Source organism: Streptomyces chrestomyceticus JCM 4735 (genome assembly GCF_003865135.1).
Taxonomy (GTDB): domain Bacteria; phylum Actinomycetota; class Actinomycetes; order Streptomycetales; family Streptomycetaceae; genus Streptomyces; species Streptomyces chrestomyceticus.
Genome location: NZ_BHZC01000001.1, coordinates 6,475,198 through 6,491,562, shown reverse-complemented (window position 1 = coordinate 6,491,562; position 16,365 = coordinate 6,475,198). Strand labels below are relative to the sequence as shown.

Annotated in this window: 11 protein-coding genes and 2 pseudogenes; 6 read left to right on the top strand and 7 right to left on the bottom strand. The window is 73.6% G+C overall.

Annotation, left to right across the window (positions count from 1 at the left end; genetic code table 11):
* The first annotated feature begins 264 nt into the window (after positions 1 to 264).
* Together EJG53_RS28105 and EJG53_RS28100 are read left to right on the top strand one after the other, a co-directional pair.
* Entirely contained in the window at positions 265 to 1,161 is an 897-nt protein-coding gene (locus tag EJG53_RS28105) for a GDSL-type esterase/lipase family protein (RefSeq protein ID WP_125047215.1), read from the top strand.
* Between the two features lie 175 nt (positions 1,162 to 1,336).
* Positions 1,337 to 2,068 (top strand): DUF4097 family beta strand repeat-containing protein, encoded by a 732-nt coding sequence (locus tag EJG53_RS28100; protein WP_167515177.1) that lies wholly within the window; start codon positions 1,337 to 1,339, stop codon positions 2,066 to 2,068.
* 137 nt (positions 2,069 to 2,205) lie between these two features.
* On the opposite strand, the pseudogene EJG53_RS28095 reads toward EJG53_RS28100, so the two are convergent.
* A pseudogene (locus tag EJG53_RS28095) lies at positions 2,206 to 4,780 on the bottom strand (glycoside hydrolase family 3 protein).
* Positions 4,781 to 4,911: 131 nt separating this feature from the next.
* Between EJG53_RS28095 and EJG53_RS28090 the strand changes: the two are divergent.
* The 3 genes from EJG53_RS28090 (at position 4,912) to EJG53_RS28080 (ending at position 7,737) form a co-directional block, all read left to right on the top strand.
* Positions 4,912 to 5,571 carry a TetR/AcrR family transcriptional regulator gene (locus EJG53_RS28090; protein WP_174856467.1) on the top strand — a complete coding sequence of 220 codons (660 nt, stop codon included), beginning with the start codon at positions 4,912 to 4,914 and terminating at the stop codon, positions 5,569 to 5,571.
* Positions 5,572 to 5,644: 73 nt separating this feature from the next.
* Positions 5,645 to 6,961 carry a C15 family peptidase gene (locus EJG53_RS28085; RefSeq protein WP_125047213.1) on the top strand — a complete coding sequence of 439 codons (1,317 nt, stop codon included), beginning with the start codon at positions 5,645 to 5,647 and terminating at the stop codon, positions 6,959 to 6,961.
* Positions 6,958 to 7,737: a carbon-nitrogen hydrolase family protein gene (locus tag EJG53_RS28080; RefSeq protein WP_125047212.1), complete on the top strand. Its 780-nt coding sequence runs from the start codon at positions 6,958 to 6,960 to the stop codon at positions 7,735 to 7,737. Before EJG53_RS28085 ends, EJG53_RS28080 begins: the two co-directional genes overlap by 4 nt.
* Before the next feature lie 184 nt (positions 7,738 to 7,921).
* Here EJG53_RS28080 and rbsK read toward each other — a convergent pair whose 3' ends face one another.
* From rbsK to EJG53_RS28045, 6 genes and pseudogenes are all read right to left on the bottom strand, one after another.
* A complete protein-coding gene (gene rbsK, locus EJG53_RS28075; RefSeq protein ID WP_125049645.1) occupies positions 7,922 to 8,824 on the bottom strand; it encodes a ribokinase in 903 nt (300 codons plus the stop codon).
* Positions 8,825 to 8,831: 7 nt separating this feature from the next.
* A pseudogene (locus EJG53_RS42820) lies at positions 8,832 to 10,900 on the bottom strand (ABC transporter permease/substrate-binding protein).
* Positions 10,890 to 12,611: a sugar ABC transporter ATP-binding protein gene (locus EJG53_RS28060; protein WP_125047209.1), complete on the bottom strand. Its 1,722-nt coding sequence runs from the start codon at positions 12,609 to 12,611 to the stop codon at positions 10,890 to 10,892. Before EJG53_RS28060 ends, EJG53_RS42820 begins: the two are co-directional and overlap by 11 nt.
* Positions 12,608 to 13,642 (bottom strand): LacI family DNA-binding transcriptional regulator, encoded by a 1,035-nt coding sequence (locus EJG53_RS28055; RefSeq protein WP_125047208.1) that lies wholly within the window; start codon positions 13,640 to 13,642, stop codon positions 12,608 to 12,610. The genes EJG53_RS28060 and EJG53_RS28055 overlap by 4 nt, the downstream gene beginning before the upstream one ends.
* A gap of 572 nt (positions 13,643 to 14,214) precedes the next feature.
* Positions 14,215 to 14,643, bottom strand: coding sequence for an organic hydroperoxide resistance protein (locus EJG53_RS28050; protein ID WP_031003443.1), 429 nt, complete (start codon positions 14,641 to 14,643; stop codon positions 14,215 to 14,217).
* Positions 14,644 to 14,737: 94 nt separating this feature from the next.
* On the bottom strand, positions 14,738 to 15,760 hold the full coding sequence (locus EJG53_RS28045; protein ID WP_125047207.1) for an NADP-dependent oxidoreductase: 1,023 nt from the start codon (positions 15,758 to 15,760) through the stop codon (positions 14,738 to 14,740).
* A gap of 89 nt (positions 15,761 to 15,849) precedes the next feature.
* Here EJG53_RS28045 and EJG53_RS28040 point away from each other — a divergent pair, with 89 nt between their 5' ends.
* A complete protein-coding gene (locus EJG53_RS28040) occupies positions 15,850 to 16,281 on the top strand; it encodes a MarR family winged helix-turn-helix transcriptional regulator (protein ID WP_031003440.1) in 432 nt (143 codons plus the stop codon).
* Positions 16,282 to 16,365 lie beyond the last annotated feature (84 nt).

Below are 16,365 nucleotides of genomic sequence, written 5' to 3'. Positions count from 1 at the left end.
GGCCGGGACAGCTTCCAGCATTCTGCCCCAGTGATCACGTCGGCACCAGCATCCGAGGTTACCTACAGTAAACACCATGAGCCCCAATTTGCCGCAAAAGGGACAGTTAATGACGTGATGTACTACACGCGTGCCGACTGTGCCGGTGCCGTCGGGCGAGGACCCTACGGGTCACGGCACAAGCTACCGCGCGGCAGGCGTCGGGGGGTGACGTACCGTCGGTACCGGAACAGATATCACTCGCACGCCGGAGGGGGACAGGGGATGACCGAGGCCGATCGCCCCTTTCGGCCAACCCGGGCCCGTACCGCCGTGGCCGCCGTCCTCACGGCGGCCGCGCTCGCCGTCTCCCTGGCGGCCTGCGCCGGCGCCCCCGACGACGGCGGCCGGACGGCCCCGCGCCTCTCCCCCAAGCCCTCTCCCGCCTGGCGCACCGACCCCGCCTCGGTGGCCGCGGTCGGCGACTCCATCACCGTCGGGTTCGACGCCTGCTCGGTGCTGTCCGACTGCCCCGCCGTCTCCTGGGCGACCGGCACGGACCCGGACGTGAACAGCGTCGCCCGGCGGCTGGTGAAGGACCCCGCCACACAGAGCTGGAACTTCGCGAAGACCGGCGCGCTGATGCGCGACCTGCCCGCCCAGGTCGAGCAGGCCGTACGGAAGCGGCCCGAGCTGGTCACCGTCCTGGTGGGCGCCAACGACGCCTGCCGCACCGACGTCGGCGCGATGACCACGGAGACCGCCTTCCGCGCCGACTTCGAGGCGTCGCTGCGCGCGCTGCGGCGCGCCCTGCCCAAGACGCAGGTGTACGTCGCGGCCGTACCGGATTTGATGCGGCTGTGGTCGCAGGGACGGCAGAACCCGCTGGGCAAGGAAGTGTGGAAGCTCGGGATCTGCGGCTCGATGCTGCGCGACCCCGACGACCTGTCGAAGGCCGCGGACACCCGCCGGCAGAGCGTGCGGGACCGGGTGATGGCCTACAACAAGGCCCTGGAGTCGGTCTGCGAGCGCGACAAGCTGTGCCGCTTCGACCGGTCGGTCTTCGACTTCCGCTTCACGGGCGCGGAGTTGAGTGCCTGGGACTGGTTCCACCCCGGCCGGGAGGGGCAGCGGGAGCTGGCCCGGATGGCGTTCCAGGAGATCACCCGTAAGGGGACGTAGCGGCCCTGACGGTGCGGCACGGACACCCTTAAGGGGCGGGGCGGGCAGATCGTTCCTGCTGGGGATGGGGACGGAACGCGGGGCGCGGGAGGATGAAGCCGACCCGCGCGGCGGCGCGTGCCCCGTACGCCGCTCCCCGCCCGCGCACGCCGCAACCCGTTCCGGGGGACCCACCATGACCGCACGCCGCGCCGCCAGGCCGGGAGACCGCACCACCCGCGTCGCGCTGGCCTCGGCCGCCCTCGTCACGGTGGCCGTCGCGGTCACCGGCTGCGAGCTGACCGAAAAGGTCACCGACAGCGAGCAGACCTACACGGTGAAGGGGAAGACGGCGAAGCTGGACGTGACGACTCCGGGCGGCAACATCTACGTGGTCGCCGACGACACGGCCGGTGGCGGGGTCAAGGTGACGGAACGCCTCGTCTACGGCGAGAGAAAGCCCAGCACCCAGCACTCCCTCGACAACGGCACGCTGAAGCTCACCGCGGACGACTGCGGAGGCGTCAAGGGCAAGTGCAGCGTCGCCTACGAGGTGCGGGTGCCGCGGTCGGCCGCCGTGAAGCTGTCGACCGACGGCGGGGACATCGATGTCGAGGGCGCCGTGGGGGCCGTCGACGCGCACACCAGTGGCGGCGGCATCGACCTCAGGGACTGTGCGGCCGAGCAAGCGGCCCTGAAGACCGACGGCGGGGACATCGAGGCGCGCTTCACCGCCGTACCGGACCGGGTGGACGGCCACACCAGCGGCGGCCAGGTATCCGTCCGGCTGCCGCAGGGCCGTTACGCGGTGGACGCCACCACGGACGGCGGGGACCGCACGGTCACCGCCCGTGTGGACAGCGGTTCGCCGCACAAGGTCAAGGTGCACAGTGACGGGGGCGATGTGGAGGTGCTGGCCGGGGGCTGAGGCTCCGGCCGCCGCGCCTCCGGGCCTTCGCGCCTCCGGGCCTTCGTGCCTCCGGGCCTTCGCGCCTCCGGCCGTCGTGCCTCCGGGCCTTCGTGCCTTCGTGCCTTCGTGCCTCCGGGCCGTCCTGACGAGCGCGGTCAGGCCACGGTGACCTGTGCGGCCAGCCGCCGGTCGGCGACGCTGCGGGCCGCCTCGATCGCGTACGTACCGTCCACGAACCGGCGGGCACCGGCCGCCTCGTCCCAGATCTCGAAGGCGCGGCGCGGCAGCACGATCTCGGCCTCGGCCGTCTCGCCCGGGGCGGCCTCCACCGTCGCGAATCCGGCCAGCCAGCGGTCCGGGCGGTCCGCCGGCGCCGGGCCCGCGACCCGGTCCAGGGGCGCGAGGTAGACCTGTACGACCTCGCGGCCGGGGCGCGTGCCGGTGTTGCGCACCCGGACGCGGGCGCGTGCCGGGGTCGCCTCCAGGGACTCGTAGCTCCAGTCGGTGTAGCCCAGTCCGTGCCCGAAGGGGTACGCCGGTGCCGGGCCCGCCTCCTCGCGGGCCCGCCGCTGCCAGGCCCGGTAGCCGATGAAGACGCCCTCCTCGTACGTGATGCGGCCGCCGGCCGGGGTGACCTGGGTGACCGGGGCGTCCGCCAGGCGGGCGGGCCAGGTGGTCGGCAGACGGCCGCCCGGCTCGTGCGTCCCCAGCAGGACGTCGGCCAGCGCGGCCCCCGCCTCCTGGCCGGGGAACCAGCCGAGCAGGACGGCGGGCACCTCCTCGCGCCACGGCATCTCCACCGGGGAGCCCGCGTTGACCACCACGACGGTGTACGGGTTGGCGGCGGCCACCCGCGAGACCAGCTCGTCCTGGCGCCCCGGCAGGGCCAGGCCCGTACGGTCGAAGCCCTCCGACTCGGTCTCCTCGGTGGTCGCCACGACCACGACCACGGCGTCCGCCTCCGCGGCGGCCCGTACCGCCTCCTCGATCTCGGCGTCCGGGTCGAGCTGCGGCTCCGCGTGGCCGAGCGCGAAGGTCAGTACGGGCAGGTCGGGGCCGAGACCGGTGCCGCGCGGGACGAACCGCAGGACCACGTCCAGGGTCCGCCCGGCCGTCAGCTCCGCCGTCACGCGGTGCTCCGCCGGGTTCATGAACGCCTCGAACGGGTCGTCCGTGTCCGGGGCGCAGGGGGCGTCGAACAGCACCCGGCCGCCGACGGTCAACCGTAGTTCGCCGGTGCCGGAGACGGCGAAGGTGTGCGCGCCGCCGACCTGTGGAGTGAACGTGCCCGCCAGTTCCACGGTGTGCAGATTGCGCTGCGTGACGCCGTCCGGGAACCGGCCCATGGCCTGCACCTTGCCGTCGAACTGCGGCTGTTCGGCGAGCAGCACGCCGTCCGAGCCGTAGTAACGGGCGCACAGCTCGAAGCCCGCGCGGGCGTGCGGGACCTTCGTGCGCGGGTCGGCGCCGGCCGAGAAGGTGACCTCCGTGTCCGGCAGCGCGGCGCGCAGGCCCTCCAGCGGGGAGACGATCCGCTCGGGGAAGACGGTGGCGGAGCCGCCGCCGAGCACCCGGGCGTCCTTGGCCGCGGCACCGATGACGGCGAGCTTGCGGAGGGGGTGGGGGGGTGAGGGGGAGGGCGCGGGGTGGGGTCGGAGCCGGTGCGGTTTCCGGGGCCGGCTCGTCCCGTACGACCGGTTCATCCCGTACAGCCGCTTCATCCCGTACGACCGGCTCGTTGCGTACGAGGACGAAGGCGCGGCGCGCGATCTCGCGGGCCAGCGCGCGGCCGTCGATGTCCGGCGGCACGTCCTCGGGGGCGACGGCGGCCGGAACGCCTTCCAGGCAGCCCGTGCGGGCGGCGAGCAGCAGCACGCGGCGCACCGCGTCGTCCACCTCGTCCTCCGTCACCCGCCCGTCGCGGACGGCCGCCGCGAGCGGGGCGCCGAAGACCGTGCGCGGCCCCGGCATCGCGATGTCCAGGCCGCCGCGCAGCGCCCGTACCGTGTCGCGGGCCGCCGTCCAGTCGGAGACGTTGGCCCCGTCGAAGCCCCACTCACCCCGCAGGACACCGGCGACCAGCTCGCGGTGTTCGGTCATCGTCACGCCGTTGACCTGGTTGTAGGCCGTCATGACGGCCCAGGGCCGGGCGGTTTCGACGATGTGCTCGAAGGGCGCCAGGTACAGCTCGCGCAGCGGCCGGGGGGCGATCCGGTTGTCGACGGTGAAGCGCTCGGTCTCGGCGTCGTTGCCCACGAAGTGCTTGACGGTCGTCCCCACCCCACCGTCCTGGACCCCGGTGACGTACCCCGCGCCGATCACGCCGGTCAGGTACTGGTCCTCGGAGAAGCACTCGAAGTGGCGGCCGCCGAGCGGGGAGCGGTGCAGGTTGACGGTGGGGGCCAGCAGGACGTGCACGCCCTTGCGGCGCGCCTCCTGGGCGAGCAGCCGGCCCGCGCGGCGTGCCAGCTCCGGGTCCCAGGTGGCGGCCAGCGCGGTGGGGCTGGGCAGGGCGACGGACGGGTCCGCCGCGCCCCACCCCTGGCCGCGCACGCCGACCGGGCCGTCCGACATGACCAGGGACCGCAGCCCGATCTCCGGGACGGCGGGCAGCGTCCAGACGTCCTGCCCGGACAGCAGCCGGGCCTTGGTGTCGAGGTCCAGCTTGCCGAGGGCCTTCTCGACGGCCACGGCGGCCGCCGCGGTGTGGGCGCTTCGGTGGTCGGTCATACGGCTCTCCCTGGCGTGGACGTACGGCTTCGGGTCCTGGGCCTGATTGTGACCGGTTCACCTGGCGAACGGTAAGCGTCGTTATCTTCTGGTTACCTTATGACCGGGGTGGGCGGGGTTACGCTCGCCCGGTGACTGCACGGGACCAGGTACGGACCGCCGGCCGCCGGAGCGGCGGCGGACGCGAGGCTCGGCGCGCGGAGCGGCGCGAGGCGATCCTCCAGGCCGCCATGGAGCTGATCGCCGAGCGCGGCTACCGAGGTACGTCGCTCGCCGCCGTCGCCGAGCGCGCCGGACTGACCCAGCAGGGCCTGCTGCACCACTTCCCCAGCAAGGAACTGCTGCTGGTCGGCGTCCTGGAGGCGCGCGACCGCTGGGACACGGCCGCGGCGGCGGCCACCGGCGCCTGGCGCACGGACACCCTCGCCGGGCTGGTCGAGTACAACGCCGGGCGGCCCGGGGTCGTCCAGACGTACACGGTCCTGGCCGGGGACAGCGTCACCGAGGACCACCCGGCCCGTGATTTCTTCGAGCGGCGGTTCCGGCGGGTGCGGGAGGGGCTGGCCGAGGTGCTGCGGACGGAGTACGGCGACCGGCTGCCGGGCGGGCTGACGCCGGAGCGGGCCGCGCCGCTGCTGGCCGCCGTGATGGACGGACTCCAGTTGCAGTGGCTGCTGGACCCGGCGGAGGTGGACATGACGGCGGCGTTCGGGGACTTCCTGGCGCTGCTCGGGGCGGCCGACGGGGAGGGGGACGCGCCGGCGGCCGGCGGGGGTACGGGCGAGAGTTGACGGCGGCCGGTCCGCGCGGAGGGAAATGGATCAACCCCTTCCGCCCGCGGCACGGCGCCGGTTTACTCGCCCCATGAGACGCATACGTACCTCGGTGGGCGTGTTCGGCGCCGCGCTGCTGACCGCGGCCCCGCTCGCCCTGACCGCCCCGTCCGCCACGGCGGCCTCCCCCGCCGCCGGCACCGCCCGGCCGACGACGGCCGCGCCGACCGTCGAGGAGCAGCGGCTGTCGCAGCGCGCGCCGCAGGAGATCCTGCGGCGCAGCGGGTTCGCGGACGTGGCCGGGACGTTCGGCGACGGGCTCGCGCGGGTGCACTCGTACGGGGCGGCGAAACGGTACGTCACGGAGGCCGGACGCGGCCTGTGGCGGCGCGCGGTGGACCGCGCCCAAGGGCGCGGGCCGCAGGGCGGCGACCTGAGCCGGGACGACGACCGGCCGCTGTACTGGGCGCGGCTGGGCATGACCGAGGCGCTGCGCGAGTGGAAGCCGCGGTTCCGGCTGACCGCGGACCAACGGGACACTCTGGCCGGGGCGCTGGAGCGCGGGTCGCGCGGGCAGGACTCGATCGAGCTGCCCGGCGGGAAGCGGACCCTACGCGTCGTCGTGACCGGGTTCGACCCCTTCCAGCTCGACGCGGACGCCCGCCGCAGCAACCCGTCGGGGGCCGCGGCGCTCGCGCTGGACGGTACGACGGTCCGTACGTCCTCCGGGCGGCTCGCCCGTGTCGAGACCGCCGTCTTCCCCGTACGGTGGGCGGACTTCGCGGCGGGCACGGTGGAGCGGACGCTGCTGCCGCACTTCCGGCGCGGGCCGCGGCAGGTGGACCTGTTCACCACCATCAGCCAGGGGCGGCCGGGGCGGTTCGACCTGGAACGGACGAACGGCGCCTGGCGGGGCGGATATCCGGACAACGCACGCGAATCCCGTACCGAGACGGTGCCTGTCCCGAAGGGCGTGCCGACCGTACGGCCGCAGCCGCAGTGGACCACCACGACCCTGCCGTACGCGCGGCTCGCCACCACCCCCACCGGGCCGTTCCCGGTACGGGACAACACGGCGGTGACCGAGATCCCGGCGGGCGGCGGGGCGCCCGTCGAGCGGCCGGACGGGCCGACGCCGGGCTCCACGGCCCGTGCGGGCGGCGGCGGTGACTACCTGTCCAACGAGATCGGCTACCGGGCGACGCTGCTGCGGGACGCGCTGAAGCTGAAGGTGCCGGGCGGCCATCTGCACACGCCGGTCCTCCAGTTCGGCGCCGGGAACACCGATCCGGCGACCGGCGCGGTCACCGATCCCGACTTCGTACGGAACCGGACGGCCATCACCGGGCAGGTGCGGAGCATCCTGACCGCCGCGTTGTCAGTGGCACCGGGCATCATGGAGAAATGATCGTCGCAGCAGCACAATTTCCGTCCACGCCCCTGGACATCGAGGCCAACGCGGCGCGGACGGCCGCTCTGCTCGCCGAGGCCGCCGGCCGCGGTGCCGAGCTGGTCGCCCTCGCCGAACTGGCCCTGACCAACTACGAGCTCGACGCGATAGCCGCCGCCCCCGAGCAGTACGCCCTCGCGCCGGACGACCCGCGGCTGGCCCCCGTCCGGGACGCGTGCCGGGCGGCGGGCGTCGCCGCGGTGGTCAACTGCCCGGGCGCCGGCCCGGCGGGCACGGCGGACGGGATGACGATCGCGTCGTTCGTGTACGGGCCGGACGGCGCGCTGCTGACCCGCTACGACAAGCACCACCTGTACGGCCGGGAGAACGACCTGTTCACGGCGGGGCCGGACGCGGGCGGCCGGTTCACCTTCCGCGGCCTGAAGTTCGCCCTCGCCACCTGCTACGACAACGCCTTCCCCGAGATGGCGGAGCAGGCCGCGGCCGACGGCTGCCAGGTGTATCTGGCCAGCTCGTTCCACGACTCGGCGGAGCGCACGGAGCAGTACGGCGCCACGGCGCGGGACAACGGGCTCGACGTGCTGCTGGCCAACGGCGTCGGCCGGGGGAGCGAGAGCGTGGCCTGCGGGTACAGCGGCATATGGGCGGCGGACGGGACGTGCCTCGCGCGCCTGGCCGACGAGGCCGGGCTGGCGGTGGCCGAGGTGGGCCGGGCCGCCGGGATCGCGGCGGCGGGTGCGGAAGGCGTACGGGAATCGGTGGGTGACCGGTGATCCGGGACCGGTGGCCCGGGACCGGTGGTCCGCGGCCTGTAGACCGTCCGGCAGCAGTCTGCGGGGCGGGCTTACGGGGCGGGCGACGGCCTACGGGGCCGGCTTGCGTGCGCCGTAGCCCGCCCGTAGGCCCGCCCCGTGAGCCGCTACCGCCGGGGGCTCTCCCGGTCTCCCGGCTTCCCGGTCAGGACGGCAGTTCGTCCAGCGTCGGGTAGGACGGCTGGGCGCCCGGCTTGGTGACGGCCGCGGCGCCCACCCGTACGGCGAAGCGGGCCGCGTCCGTGAGGGAGTCGCCGCGGGCCAGGCGGGTCGCGAGGGCGCCGGTGAAGGCGTCGCCCGCGCCTGTGGTGTCGACGGCCTCGACCTTGACGCCGGGGACCCGGCCGGTGCCGCCCTCGCCGTCCACGACCAGCGCGCCGTCGCCGCCGAGGGTGACCACGACCGAGCGGGCGCCCTGCTCGCGCAGCGCCCGGGCCCAGTCCTCCGGGGTGCCTTCGGCGCTGCCACCCGCGAGCTGCTGCGCCTCGTGCTCGTTGACCACGAGGGGGTCGGCGGCGGCGAGCAGCTCCGGGTCGAGGCTGTCGGGGGTCGGGGACGGGTTGAGGACGACCCGGGTGCCGGTCTCCGTGGCCGTGGCGGCGGTGGCCCGTACCGTCTCCATGGGCACCTCCAACTGGAGCGAGACGGCGGCGGACGCGGCGATGACGTCGCGGGCGGCCGCCACGTCCTCGGGGGTGAGCGCCGCGTTGGCGCCCGGGGAGACGACGATGCTGTTGTCGCCGTCCGGCCCCACGATGATCATCGCGGTGCCGGTACGGGCGCCGGACTCGACGATCACGTGCGCGACGTCCGTGCCCGCGGCGCGCTGCGCGTCCAGCAGCAGTTCGCCGTACGCGTCGTCGCCGACCCGGGCCAGCAGGCCGACCCGGCCGCCGAGCCGGGCGGCGGCGGCCGCCTGGTTGGCGCCCTTGCCGCCCGCCGACTCGACCAGGTCGGAGCCGTGCACGGTCTCGCCCGCGCCGGGCCGCCGCGCCACCCGGACCGTCAGGTCCGCGTTGGCCGAGCCCACTACCAGTACGTCATACATCTGCTTCTCACCCATCGAATTCCGCCGCGTTCTTGCCGGTCACCAGGACCACCGGCACCTTCACCTGCTGCGGCAGCCGCTCGCCGCGCGCCGCCTTGAGCGCCTGCTCCACGGCCTGCCTGCCCAGCAGCCTGGGCTGCTGGGCGACCGTGGCGGTCAGCGTTCCGCCGCGTACCGCCGCGACGCCCTCCGGCGTCCCGTCGAACGCCACGATCTTCACGTCCTTGCCCGCCCGGGCGCCCAGCGACTTGGCGGCGCCGAGCGCCATCTCGTCGTTGGCCGCGAAGACGCCGCCGATGTCCCGGTGTACTTGGAGCATATTGGACATCACGTCCATGCCCTTGGTCCGGTCGAAGTCGGCGGGCTGCCGCGCCACCACCTCGATGCCCGGGTACGCCTTGATGCCCTCCTCGAAGCCCTGCCCGCGCTCCCGGGCGGCCGAGGTGCCGGGCTGGCCCTCCAGGAAGGCCACCTTGCCCTTGCCGCCGAGCGACTCGGCCAGCGTCTTCGCGGCGAGCCGGCCGCCCGCGACGTTGTCGGAGGCGATGGCCGTACCGACCCGGCCGCCGTTCACGCCGCGGTCGAGGGAGATCACCGGCACGTCCGCCCGGTTGGCGACCCCGACAGCCGGGACGGCGGCGTCGGAGTCCACCGGGTTGATGATCGCCGCCTTGACGTCCTGGCTGGTGAACGTCTCCATCTGGTTGATCTGCTGCATGGGGTCGTTCTGCGCGTCGGTGATGTTGATGTGCAGGCCGCGCCGGTCCGCCTCGGCCTGCGCGCCCTCCCGGACGGCGACGAAGAACGGATTGTTCAGGGTGGAGAGAGCCAGCCCCAGGTCGGTGTCACCGCCGCGGTCGCAGCCGGACAGGGCGAGGGCCCCGGCCAGGAGGGCCGCGCCGAGAAGGCCCGTACGGTTGCGGAGCGAACCGGTGCCACCGGCGGGCGTACGGCCGGCGGGCAGGGCCGTACGCCGCTGGCGGAACGAGCCCGTCCCTCCACCGGACGCGCCCCGACCGGACACACCCCTGCCGGGCGTACCGCCACCGGCCGGCCCCGTACGCCGCCTCATCGGGCGCTCCGGCGCCGCAGCGTGTCCAGGAGCACCGCCAGCGCGATGACCAGGCCGGTGGCCACCTGCTGCCAGAACGCCGAGACGCTCAGCAGGTTCAGGCCGTTGCGCAGCACGGCGAGGATCAGCGCGCCGATGAGGGTGCCGGACGCCTTGCCGGAGCCGCCGGAGAGGCTGGCGCCGCCGATCACGACGGCGGCGATGGCGTCGAGTTCGTAGCCGACGGCGGCCTGCGGCTGGGCGGAGGTCAGCCGGGCCGCGAGGACGATGCCCGCGACCGCCGCGAACAGTCCGGACATCGCGTAGATCACCAGCTTGCGGCGCTTGACGTCGATGCCGGAGAGCCGGGCGGCCTCCTCGTTGCCGCCGATGGCGAACATCGCGCGGCCCGCGTACGTCCGGTTGAGGACCAGCGCCGCCACCAGCCCCATCGCGATCATGACGAGGACCGGGACGGGCAGCCAGCCGCCCAGCGTGTCCCCCAGCCTGCTGACCGAGGCCGGGAAGGGGATCGGCGTGCCGCCGGTGATCACCAGGGCCAGGCCGCGGCCGACGGAGAGCATCGCGAGGGTGGCGATGAAGGCGGGCAGCTTCCCGTACGCGACCAGCGCGCCGGAGACCAGGCCGGCCGCCGCGCCGAGCGCGAGTCCCAGCAGGACGGCGGCCCACACCGGCAGGCCCGCGTCGGTCGCGGCCCAGGCGACCACGGTGGCGCTGAGGGCGGCCACCGAGCCGACCGACAGGTCGATGCCGGCCGAGACGATCACGAAGGTGACGCCGAAGGCCAGGACGGCGGTGACGGACGCCTGGACACCGACGTTGAGGAGGTTCTGCCCGTTCAGGAAGTCCCCGGACAGGATCGCCATGACCACGACCAGGGCGATCAGGCCGCCCAGCGGGCCGTTCTTCAGGACGGCCCGGGTGAACCAGGGGCCGAAGCCGTCACCGGGCGGGGCGGTGCCGACCGCCTCGGCGGCCGCTCCCGTCTTCACATCAGCGGACATCGGAGCCCTCCTTCGCGCTCTCGTTCGTCGTGTGCGGCGGGGTGTTCGGCGGGGTGGACGGGACCGTCCGCGGTGCCGTCCCGTGCGGGCCGGACGCGCCGCCGTCGGACCGCACCGCCAGTTCCATCACCGCGTCCTGCGTCGCCTCGTCGCCGGAGAGTTCACCGGCGAGCCGCCCCTGGGCCATGACCAGCACCCGGTCGCTCATACCGAGCACCTCGGGCAGGTCGCTGGAGATCATCAGCACCGCGCGGCCGGCCGCCGTCAGCTCGTTGACCAACCGGTAGATCTCGACCTTCGCGCCCACGTCGATGCCGCGCGTCGGCTCGTCCAGGATCAGCAGCCGGGTGTCGGTCAGCAGCCACTTCCCGATGACGACCTTCTGCTGGTTGCCGCCGGACAGGGTCCGGGCGTGCTGCCCCAGGCCGCTCATACGTACCTTCAGCCGGCCGGCCACCTCGGCGGCCGCGCGCCGCTGGCCGCGCCGGTCGACCAGGCCGGCGCGGGTGTCGCGGTCCAGCCGGGCCAGCGTCAGGTTGTCCTGGAGGGAGGCGTCCAGGACCAGCCCCTGGCCCTTGCGGTCCTCGGGGACCAGGCCGAGCCCGGCGCGCATCGCGGCCCGTACGTCGCCGGGGGCCAGCACCTTCCCGTCGACCTCGACGCTCCCGGCGTCGTAACGGTCCACACCGAACACCGCCCGCGCCACCTCGGTACGGCCCGCGCCGACCAGGCCCGCGAGGCCGACGACCTCACCGGCCCGCACCTCGAAGCCGATGTCCTCGAAGACAGGCGTGCCGTTGGGACCGCGCCGGGTCAGGCCGTGGACGCGCAGCAGCGGCGCGCCGGGCTCGTCCGGGCGCTGCCGCGGGTACTGCTCGGCGATGTCCCGGCCCACCATCAGGCGGATCAGCTCGTCCTCGTCCGTACCGGCCGGGACCTCGGCGACCGAGCGGCCGTCACGCAGTACGGTGACGCGGTCGCCGAGGGCGCCGATCTCCTCCAGGTGGTGGGTGATGAAGATGATCCCCACGCCGTCGGCGCGCAGTTCGCGCACGATGCCGAAGAGGGTCTCGACCTCCTCGGAGGTCAGTACGGCGGTCGGCTCGTCCATGATCAGGACGCGGGCGCGCACGCTCAGCGCCTTGGCTATCTCGACCATCTGAAGGCGGGCGATGCCCAGTTCGGCGACCGGGATGTCCGGGGAGACGTCCAGGCGTACCCGGCGCAGCAGTTCGGCGGCGCGCGCCCGCATGGCCTTCTTGTCGATCAGGCGGAGCGCGGTGCGCGGCTGCCGGCCGAGGAAGATGTTCTCCGCGACGGTCAGCCGGGGAACGAGGTTGAACTCCTGGTGGATGGTGGCGATACCGAGGCGTTCGGCGTCCTGGGCGGTGCGGATGTGCACTTCGCGGAGAGGGCCGCTGTGGCTGCCGTAATCACCGTGATCGCCCTGATCGCCCTGATCGCCCGTCGGTGCGTCGGCCGCGAGGATGCGTCCGGCGTCGGGACGGTGGGCGCCGGAGAGCATCTTGATCAGGGTGCTCTTGCCCGCGCCGTTCTCGCCGAGCAGGACGTGCACCTCGCCCGCGCGCAGGCTCAAGTCCACGCCGTCCAGCGCGCGCACGCCGGGGAACGACTTCGTCACCCCCTCCATGCGCAGCAGTTCGCGGCCGGCCGGTGCGTCGTCCCGAACGTCGTCGTTGACGTCGGTCATGCGCTGCCCTCCTCCTCTTGGGTGTCCTCACGGGCAGTGCCCGGTTCGCCGCAGGAGCGGCGGGTGACGAGGCGGGCCGGCAGCAGTACGGAGCCGGGCGCGCGCCCCTCGATCCGTTCCAGCAGGGTGTGCAGGGCGGCCCGGCCCAGCTCGCGGGTGGGCTGCGCGATGGCGGTGAGCGGCGGGTCGATGTGCGCGAACCAGGGCACGTCGTCGTACACGACCAGCGCCATGTCGTCCGGCACCCGCAGCCCGCGCGCGCGGAGCTCGTCCATCGCGCCGAGCGCCATCAGGTTGTCGGTGGCCAGTACGGCGTCGGGCGGCTCGGGCAGGTCCAGGAGACGCCGCATCACCTGGCGGCCGCCGGTGGGCTGGAGGTCGGGCGTGGAGCCGACGCGCTCGTCCGGCAGCACTATGCCGTGCGCGGCCAGCGCCGTACGGAAGAGTTCCAGCCGCTCGTCGCCGGTCGGCGTGCCGGCCGGGGCCACGATGACCGCGGGGCGGCGCCGGCCGAGGGCGGCGAGGTGGGCGGCCAGGTCGGTGAGCGCCGCGGCGCCGTCGGCCCGTACGCACGGCGCGTCGACGCCCGGCACGATCCGGTCCAGCAGCACCAGCGGCGTGCCGGAGGCGACGACCTCGCGCAGCATCGCGGAGCCGGTACCGGCCGAGCTGACCAGCAGGCCGTCGATACGGCGGTCCAGCAGCGTACGGATGTAGTCGTCCTGCTGGGCGGTGCGTTCGGCGGCGTTGCCGATGATCAGGCTGTAGCCGAGGCCGCGCGCGGCGTCCTCGACGGCGTCGGCCAGCTCGGTGAAGAACGGGTTGGTCAGGTCGCTGATGACCAGGCCGAGCGTGCCGGTACGGGCGGTCCGCAGGGCGCGGGCGACGTTGTTGGGCCGGTACCCCAGCTCCTCGACGGCGGCGAGCACCCGCTCCCGCGTCTCGGCCACCGGGCTCCGCCCGTTGAGCACCCGGGAGACGGTCGCCACGGACACCCCGGCCCGCTCGGCCACATCCTTGATCTTCGCCATCCCGCCCCAGCCCTTCCGTGCAGGTCCGCGCAGGCAGGTCGAGGACACCACGGCGCAAGGGGGCGTCTCGATCGCACAACGGCGTGTAATCGATTTCGTGTGGGCTTACGTAATCGATTTCACGCCATCGCCGTCAAGATGGCGTACGAGTGGCCTGCGTCACAGGGAGGGTGCAGGGGGTTGCGGAAGAGGCCGCGGGAGGGCGCAGGGGGGTTGCGGAAGAGGCCGAAGGAAGCCGTGGGGATGACGGTGGGCGGCGGCGCACAGTCCGACTCAGCCGCCACTCGTCTCCTCGGACGCCTCGCACCATCACGTCAGCCACTCCGCGCATTACGCAGTTCCGGGCACTCGGCGCACTCGGCGCACTCGGCCTACGCCTGGCGGGACAGCGCAGCCTCCGCTCGGGGCACCGGAAACGCAGTCTCCGCTCGGGCACCGGAAGCGCAGTCTCCCCTCGAAGTGCCGGCACTTCCAGCCCTTCCCTGCGACAAGAACGAGGACCGCTCGCCGGCCGGAACGAGCCGAGGGCCGCACCCCACGACGGAGTGCGGCCCTCGGCCCGAAGCCTCGCGTCAGCCGACGCTGAGCTTGACGTCGATGTTGCCCCGGGTGGCGTTCGAGTACGGGCACACCTGGTGGGCCTTTTCGACCAGGTCCTTGGCGGTGGCCTCGTCCACGTTCGGGATGGTGGCGTTGATCTCGACGGTGAGGCCGAAGCCGCCGGACGGGGTCTTGCCGATGCCGACCTTGGCGGTCACCCGGGAGCCGGAGACGTCCGCCTTCTCCCGGCGGGCGACGACGCTGAGCGCGCCCTGGAAGCAGGCGCTGTAGCCGGCCGCGAAGAGCTGCTCGGGGTTGGTGCCGGCGCCGCTGCCACCCTGCTCCTTGGGCGGGTTGACGACGACGTCCAGCTTGCCGTCGTCGCTGGCGACGCGGCCGTCCCGGCCGTTCTCCGCGGTGGCGACGGCGGTGTAGACGACGTCTACGGGCTGGATGGACATAGAGATCCTCCTGTGGTTCGCCGCGACTCGCGCCCACGATCGCGACGGCTTGGAGCCGAGCCTAGTAGGCCGGCGGAACCGGGTCCGTGCAGGGTCAGTCCGTGAGATCGACGATCATCTTGCCGGTGTTCTCGCCGCGCAGCAGGCCGAGAAACGCCTCGACGCCGTTCTCGATGCCGGCGACCTTCGTCTCGCTGAACTTCAGCTCTCCCGAGCGCACCCAGGCCGAGACCTCGGAGACGAACTGGTCCTGGAGGTGGCTGTGGTCGGCGACGAGCATGCCCTGGATGCGCAGCCGCTTGCCGATGACCAGCGCGAGGTTGCGCGGCGCCGGGGTCGGCTCGGTGGCGTTGTACTGCGAGATCATGCCGCAGACGGCGACCCGGCCGTGCACGTTCAGCGAGTCGATGGCGGCTTCCAGGTGGTCGCCGCCGACGTTGTCGAAGTAGACGTCGATGCCGTCGGGGGCGGCGTCCCGGAGCTGCTCCTTGACGGACCGGTCGGACTTGTAGTTGAAGGCGGCGTCGAAGCCGTACTCCTCCGTCAGCAGCTTGACCTTCTCGTCGGAGCCCGCGCTGCCGATGACGCGGGAGGCGCCCTTGAGCTTGGCGATCTGGCCGACCTCGCTGCCGACCGCGCCGGCCGCGCCGGACACGAAGACGGCGTCGCCCTCCTTGAAGGAGGCAACCTCCAGCAGGCCCGCGTAGGCCGTCAGGCCCGGCATGCCGAGCACGCCCAGGTAGGCGGAGAGGGGCGCCAGGGAACCGTCCACCTTGGCGACCTTGGCGGCGTCCACCGCTGCGTACTCGCGCCAGCCCTTGAAGTGCAGGACGTGGTCACCGACCGCGAAGCCGTCGGCGTTGGAGGCGACGACCTCACCGACCGCGCCGCCCTCCATCGGCTCGTCCAGTTGGAAGGGCGGGGTGTAGGACTTCACGTCGTTCATCCGGCCGCGCATGTACGGGTCGACGGAGAAGTACAGGTTGCGGACGAGGAGCTGCCCCTCGCCGGGCTCGGGGACCGCCGCCTCGCGCAGCGCGAAGTCCTCCGGCTTCGGCCAGCCGTGCGGACGGGCGACGAGGTGCCATTCGCGGGCGGACGTGGGCAGTGCGGACATGGGCTGCTCCTCCTCAAAATGCTTCAGGTGCTGAAACAACAATGCTCCTCGATATTTCATGTTGTCAAGCAATTCGGTACCCTGGTGGCATGACTCCTCGCGCAGACCACCTGACCGCCGAGGTCGTCGAGCTGATCGGCACCGTCGTGGCCCGCTATCACGAGGAGTACGAGCACGCGGCGGCCGAACATTCCCTCACGGGTGCCCAGGCGCGCGTTCTCGGCCTCCTCGCCCGCGAGCCGATGCCGATGCGCCGGATAGCCCTGAGCCTGAAGTGCGAGCCGTCGAACGTGACCGGGATCGTGGACCGGCTGGAGTCCCGCGGCCTGGTCGAGCGCCGCCCGGACCCGGCCGACCGCCGCGTCAAGCTGGCCGCCCCCACCGAGACGGGCCGGGCGACGGCGGCGCAGCTACGCGACTCCCTGGACTTCGCGCGCGAGCCGCTCGGCGAGCTGTCCGTCGCGGAACGCGCGCTGCTCAAGGAGCTGCTCCAGCGGATGCTGGGCGTCTCACCGGAGTAGCCCCGCCGGCCGAGGGCGCGAGCCTGCGGGCGCCGACCTGTGGACGCGCCCCGGAAGCCGCCCGTCCGGACGTGGCTCCTCCGG

Bases quoted from the DNA above. Each gene is read 5' to 3' on its own strand.
- EJG53_RS28105 (WP_125047215.1), top strand. From the start codon at position 265: ATGACCGAGGCCGATCGCCCCTTTCGGCCAACCCGGGCCCGTACCGCC.
- EJG53_RS28100 (WP_167515177.1), top strand. From the start codon at position 1,337: ATGACCGCACGCCGCGCCGCCAGGCCGGGAGACCGCACCACCCGCGTC.
- EJG53_RS28085 (WP_125047213.1), top strand. From the start codon at position 5,645: ATGAGACGCATACGTACCTCGGTGGGCGTGTTCGGCGCCGCGCTGCTG.
- EJG53_RS28080 (WP_125047212.1), top strand. From the start codon at position 6,958: ATGATCGTCGCAGCAGCACAATTTCCGTCCACGCCCCTGGACATCGAG.
- rbsK (WP_125049645.1), bottom strand. From the start codon at position 8,824: ATGTATGACGTACTGGTAGTGGGCTCGGCCAACGCGGACCTGACGGTC.
- EJG53_RS28060 (WP_125047209.1), bottom strand. From the start codon at position 12,611: ATGACCGACGTCAACGACGACGTTCGGGACGACGCACCGGCCGGCCGC.
- EJG53_RS28055 (WP_125047208.1), bottom strand. From the start codon at position 13,642: ATGGCGAAGATCAAGGATGTGGCCGAGCGGGCCGGGGTGTCCGTGGCG.
- EJG53_RS28050 (WP_031003443.1), bottom strand. From the start codon at position 14,643: ATGTCCATCCAGCCCGTAGACGTCGTCTACACCGCCGTCGCCACCGCG.
- EJG53_RS28045 (WP_125047207.1), bottom strand. From the start codon at position 15,760: ATGTCCGCACTGCCCACGTCCGCCCGCGAATGGCACCTCGTCGCCCGT.
- EJG53_RS28040 (WP_031003440.1), top strand. From the start codon at position 15,850: ATGACTCCTCGCGCAGACCACCTGACCGCCGAGGTCGTCGAGCTGATC.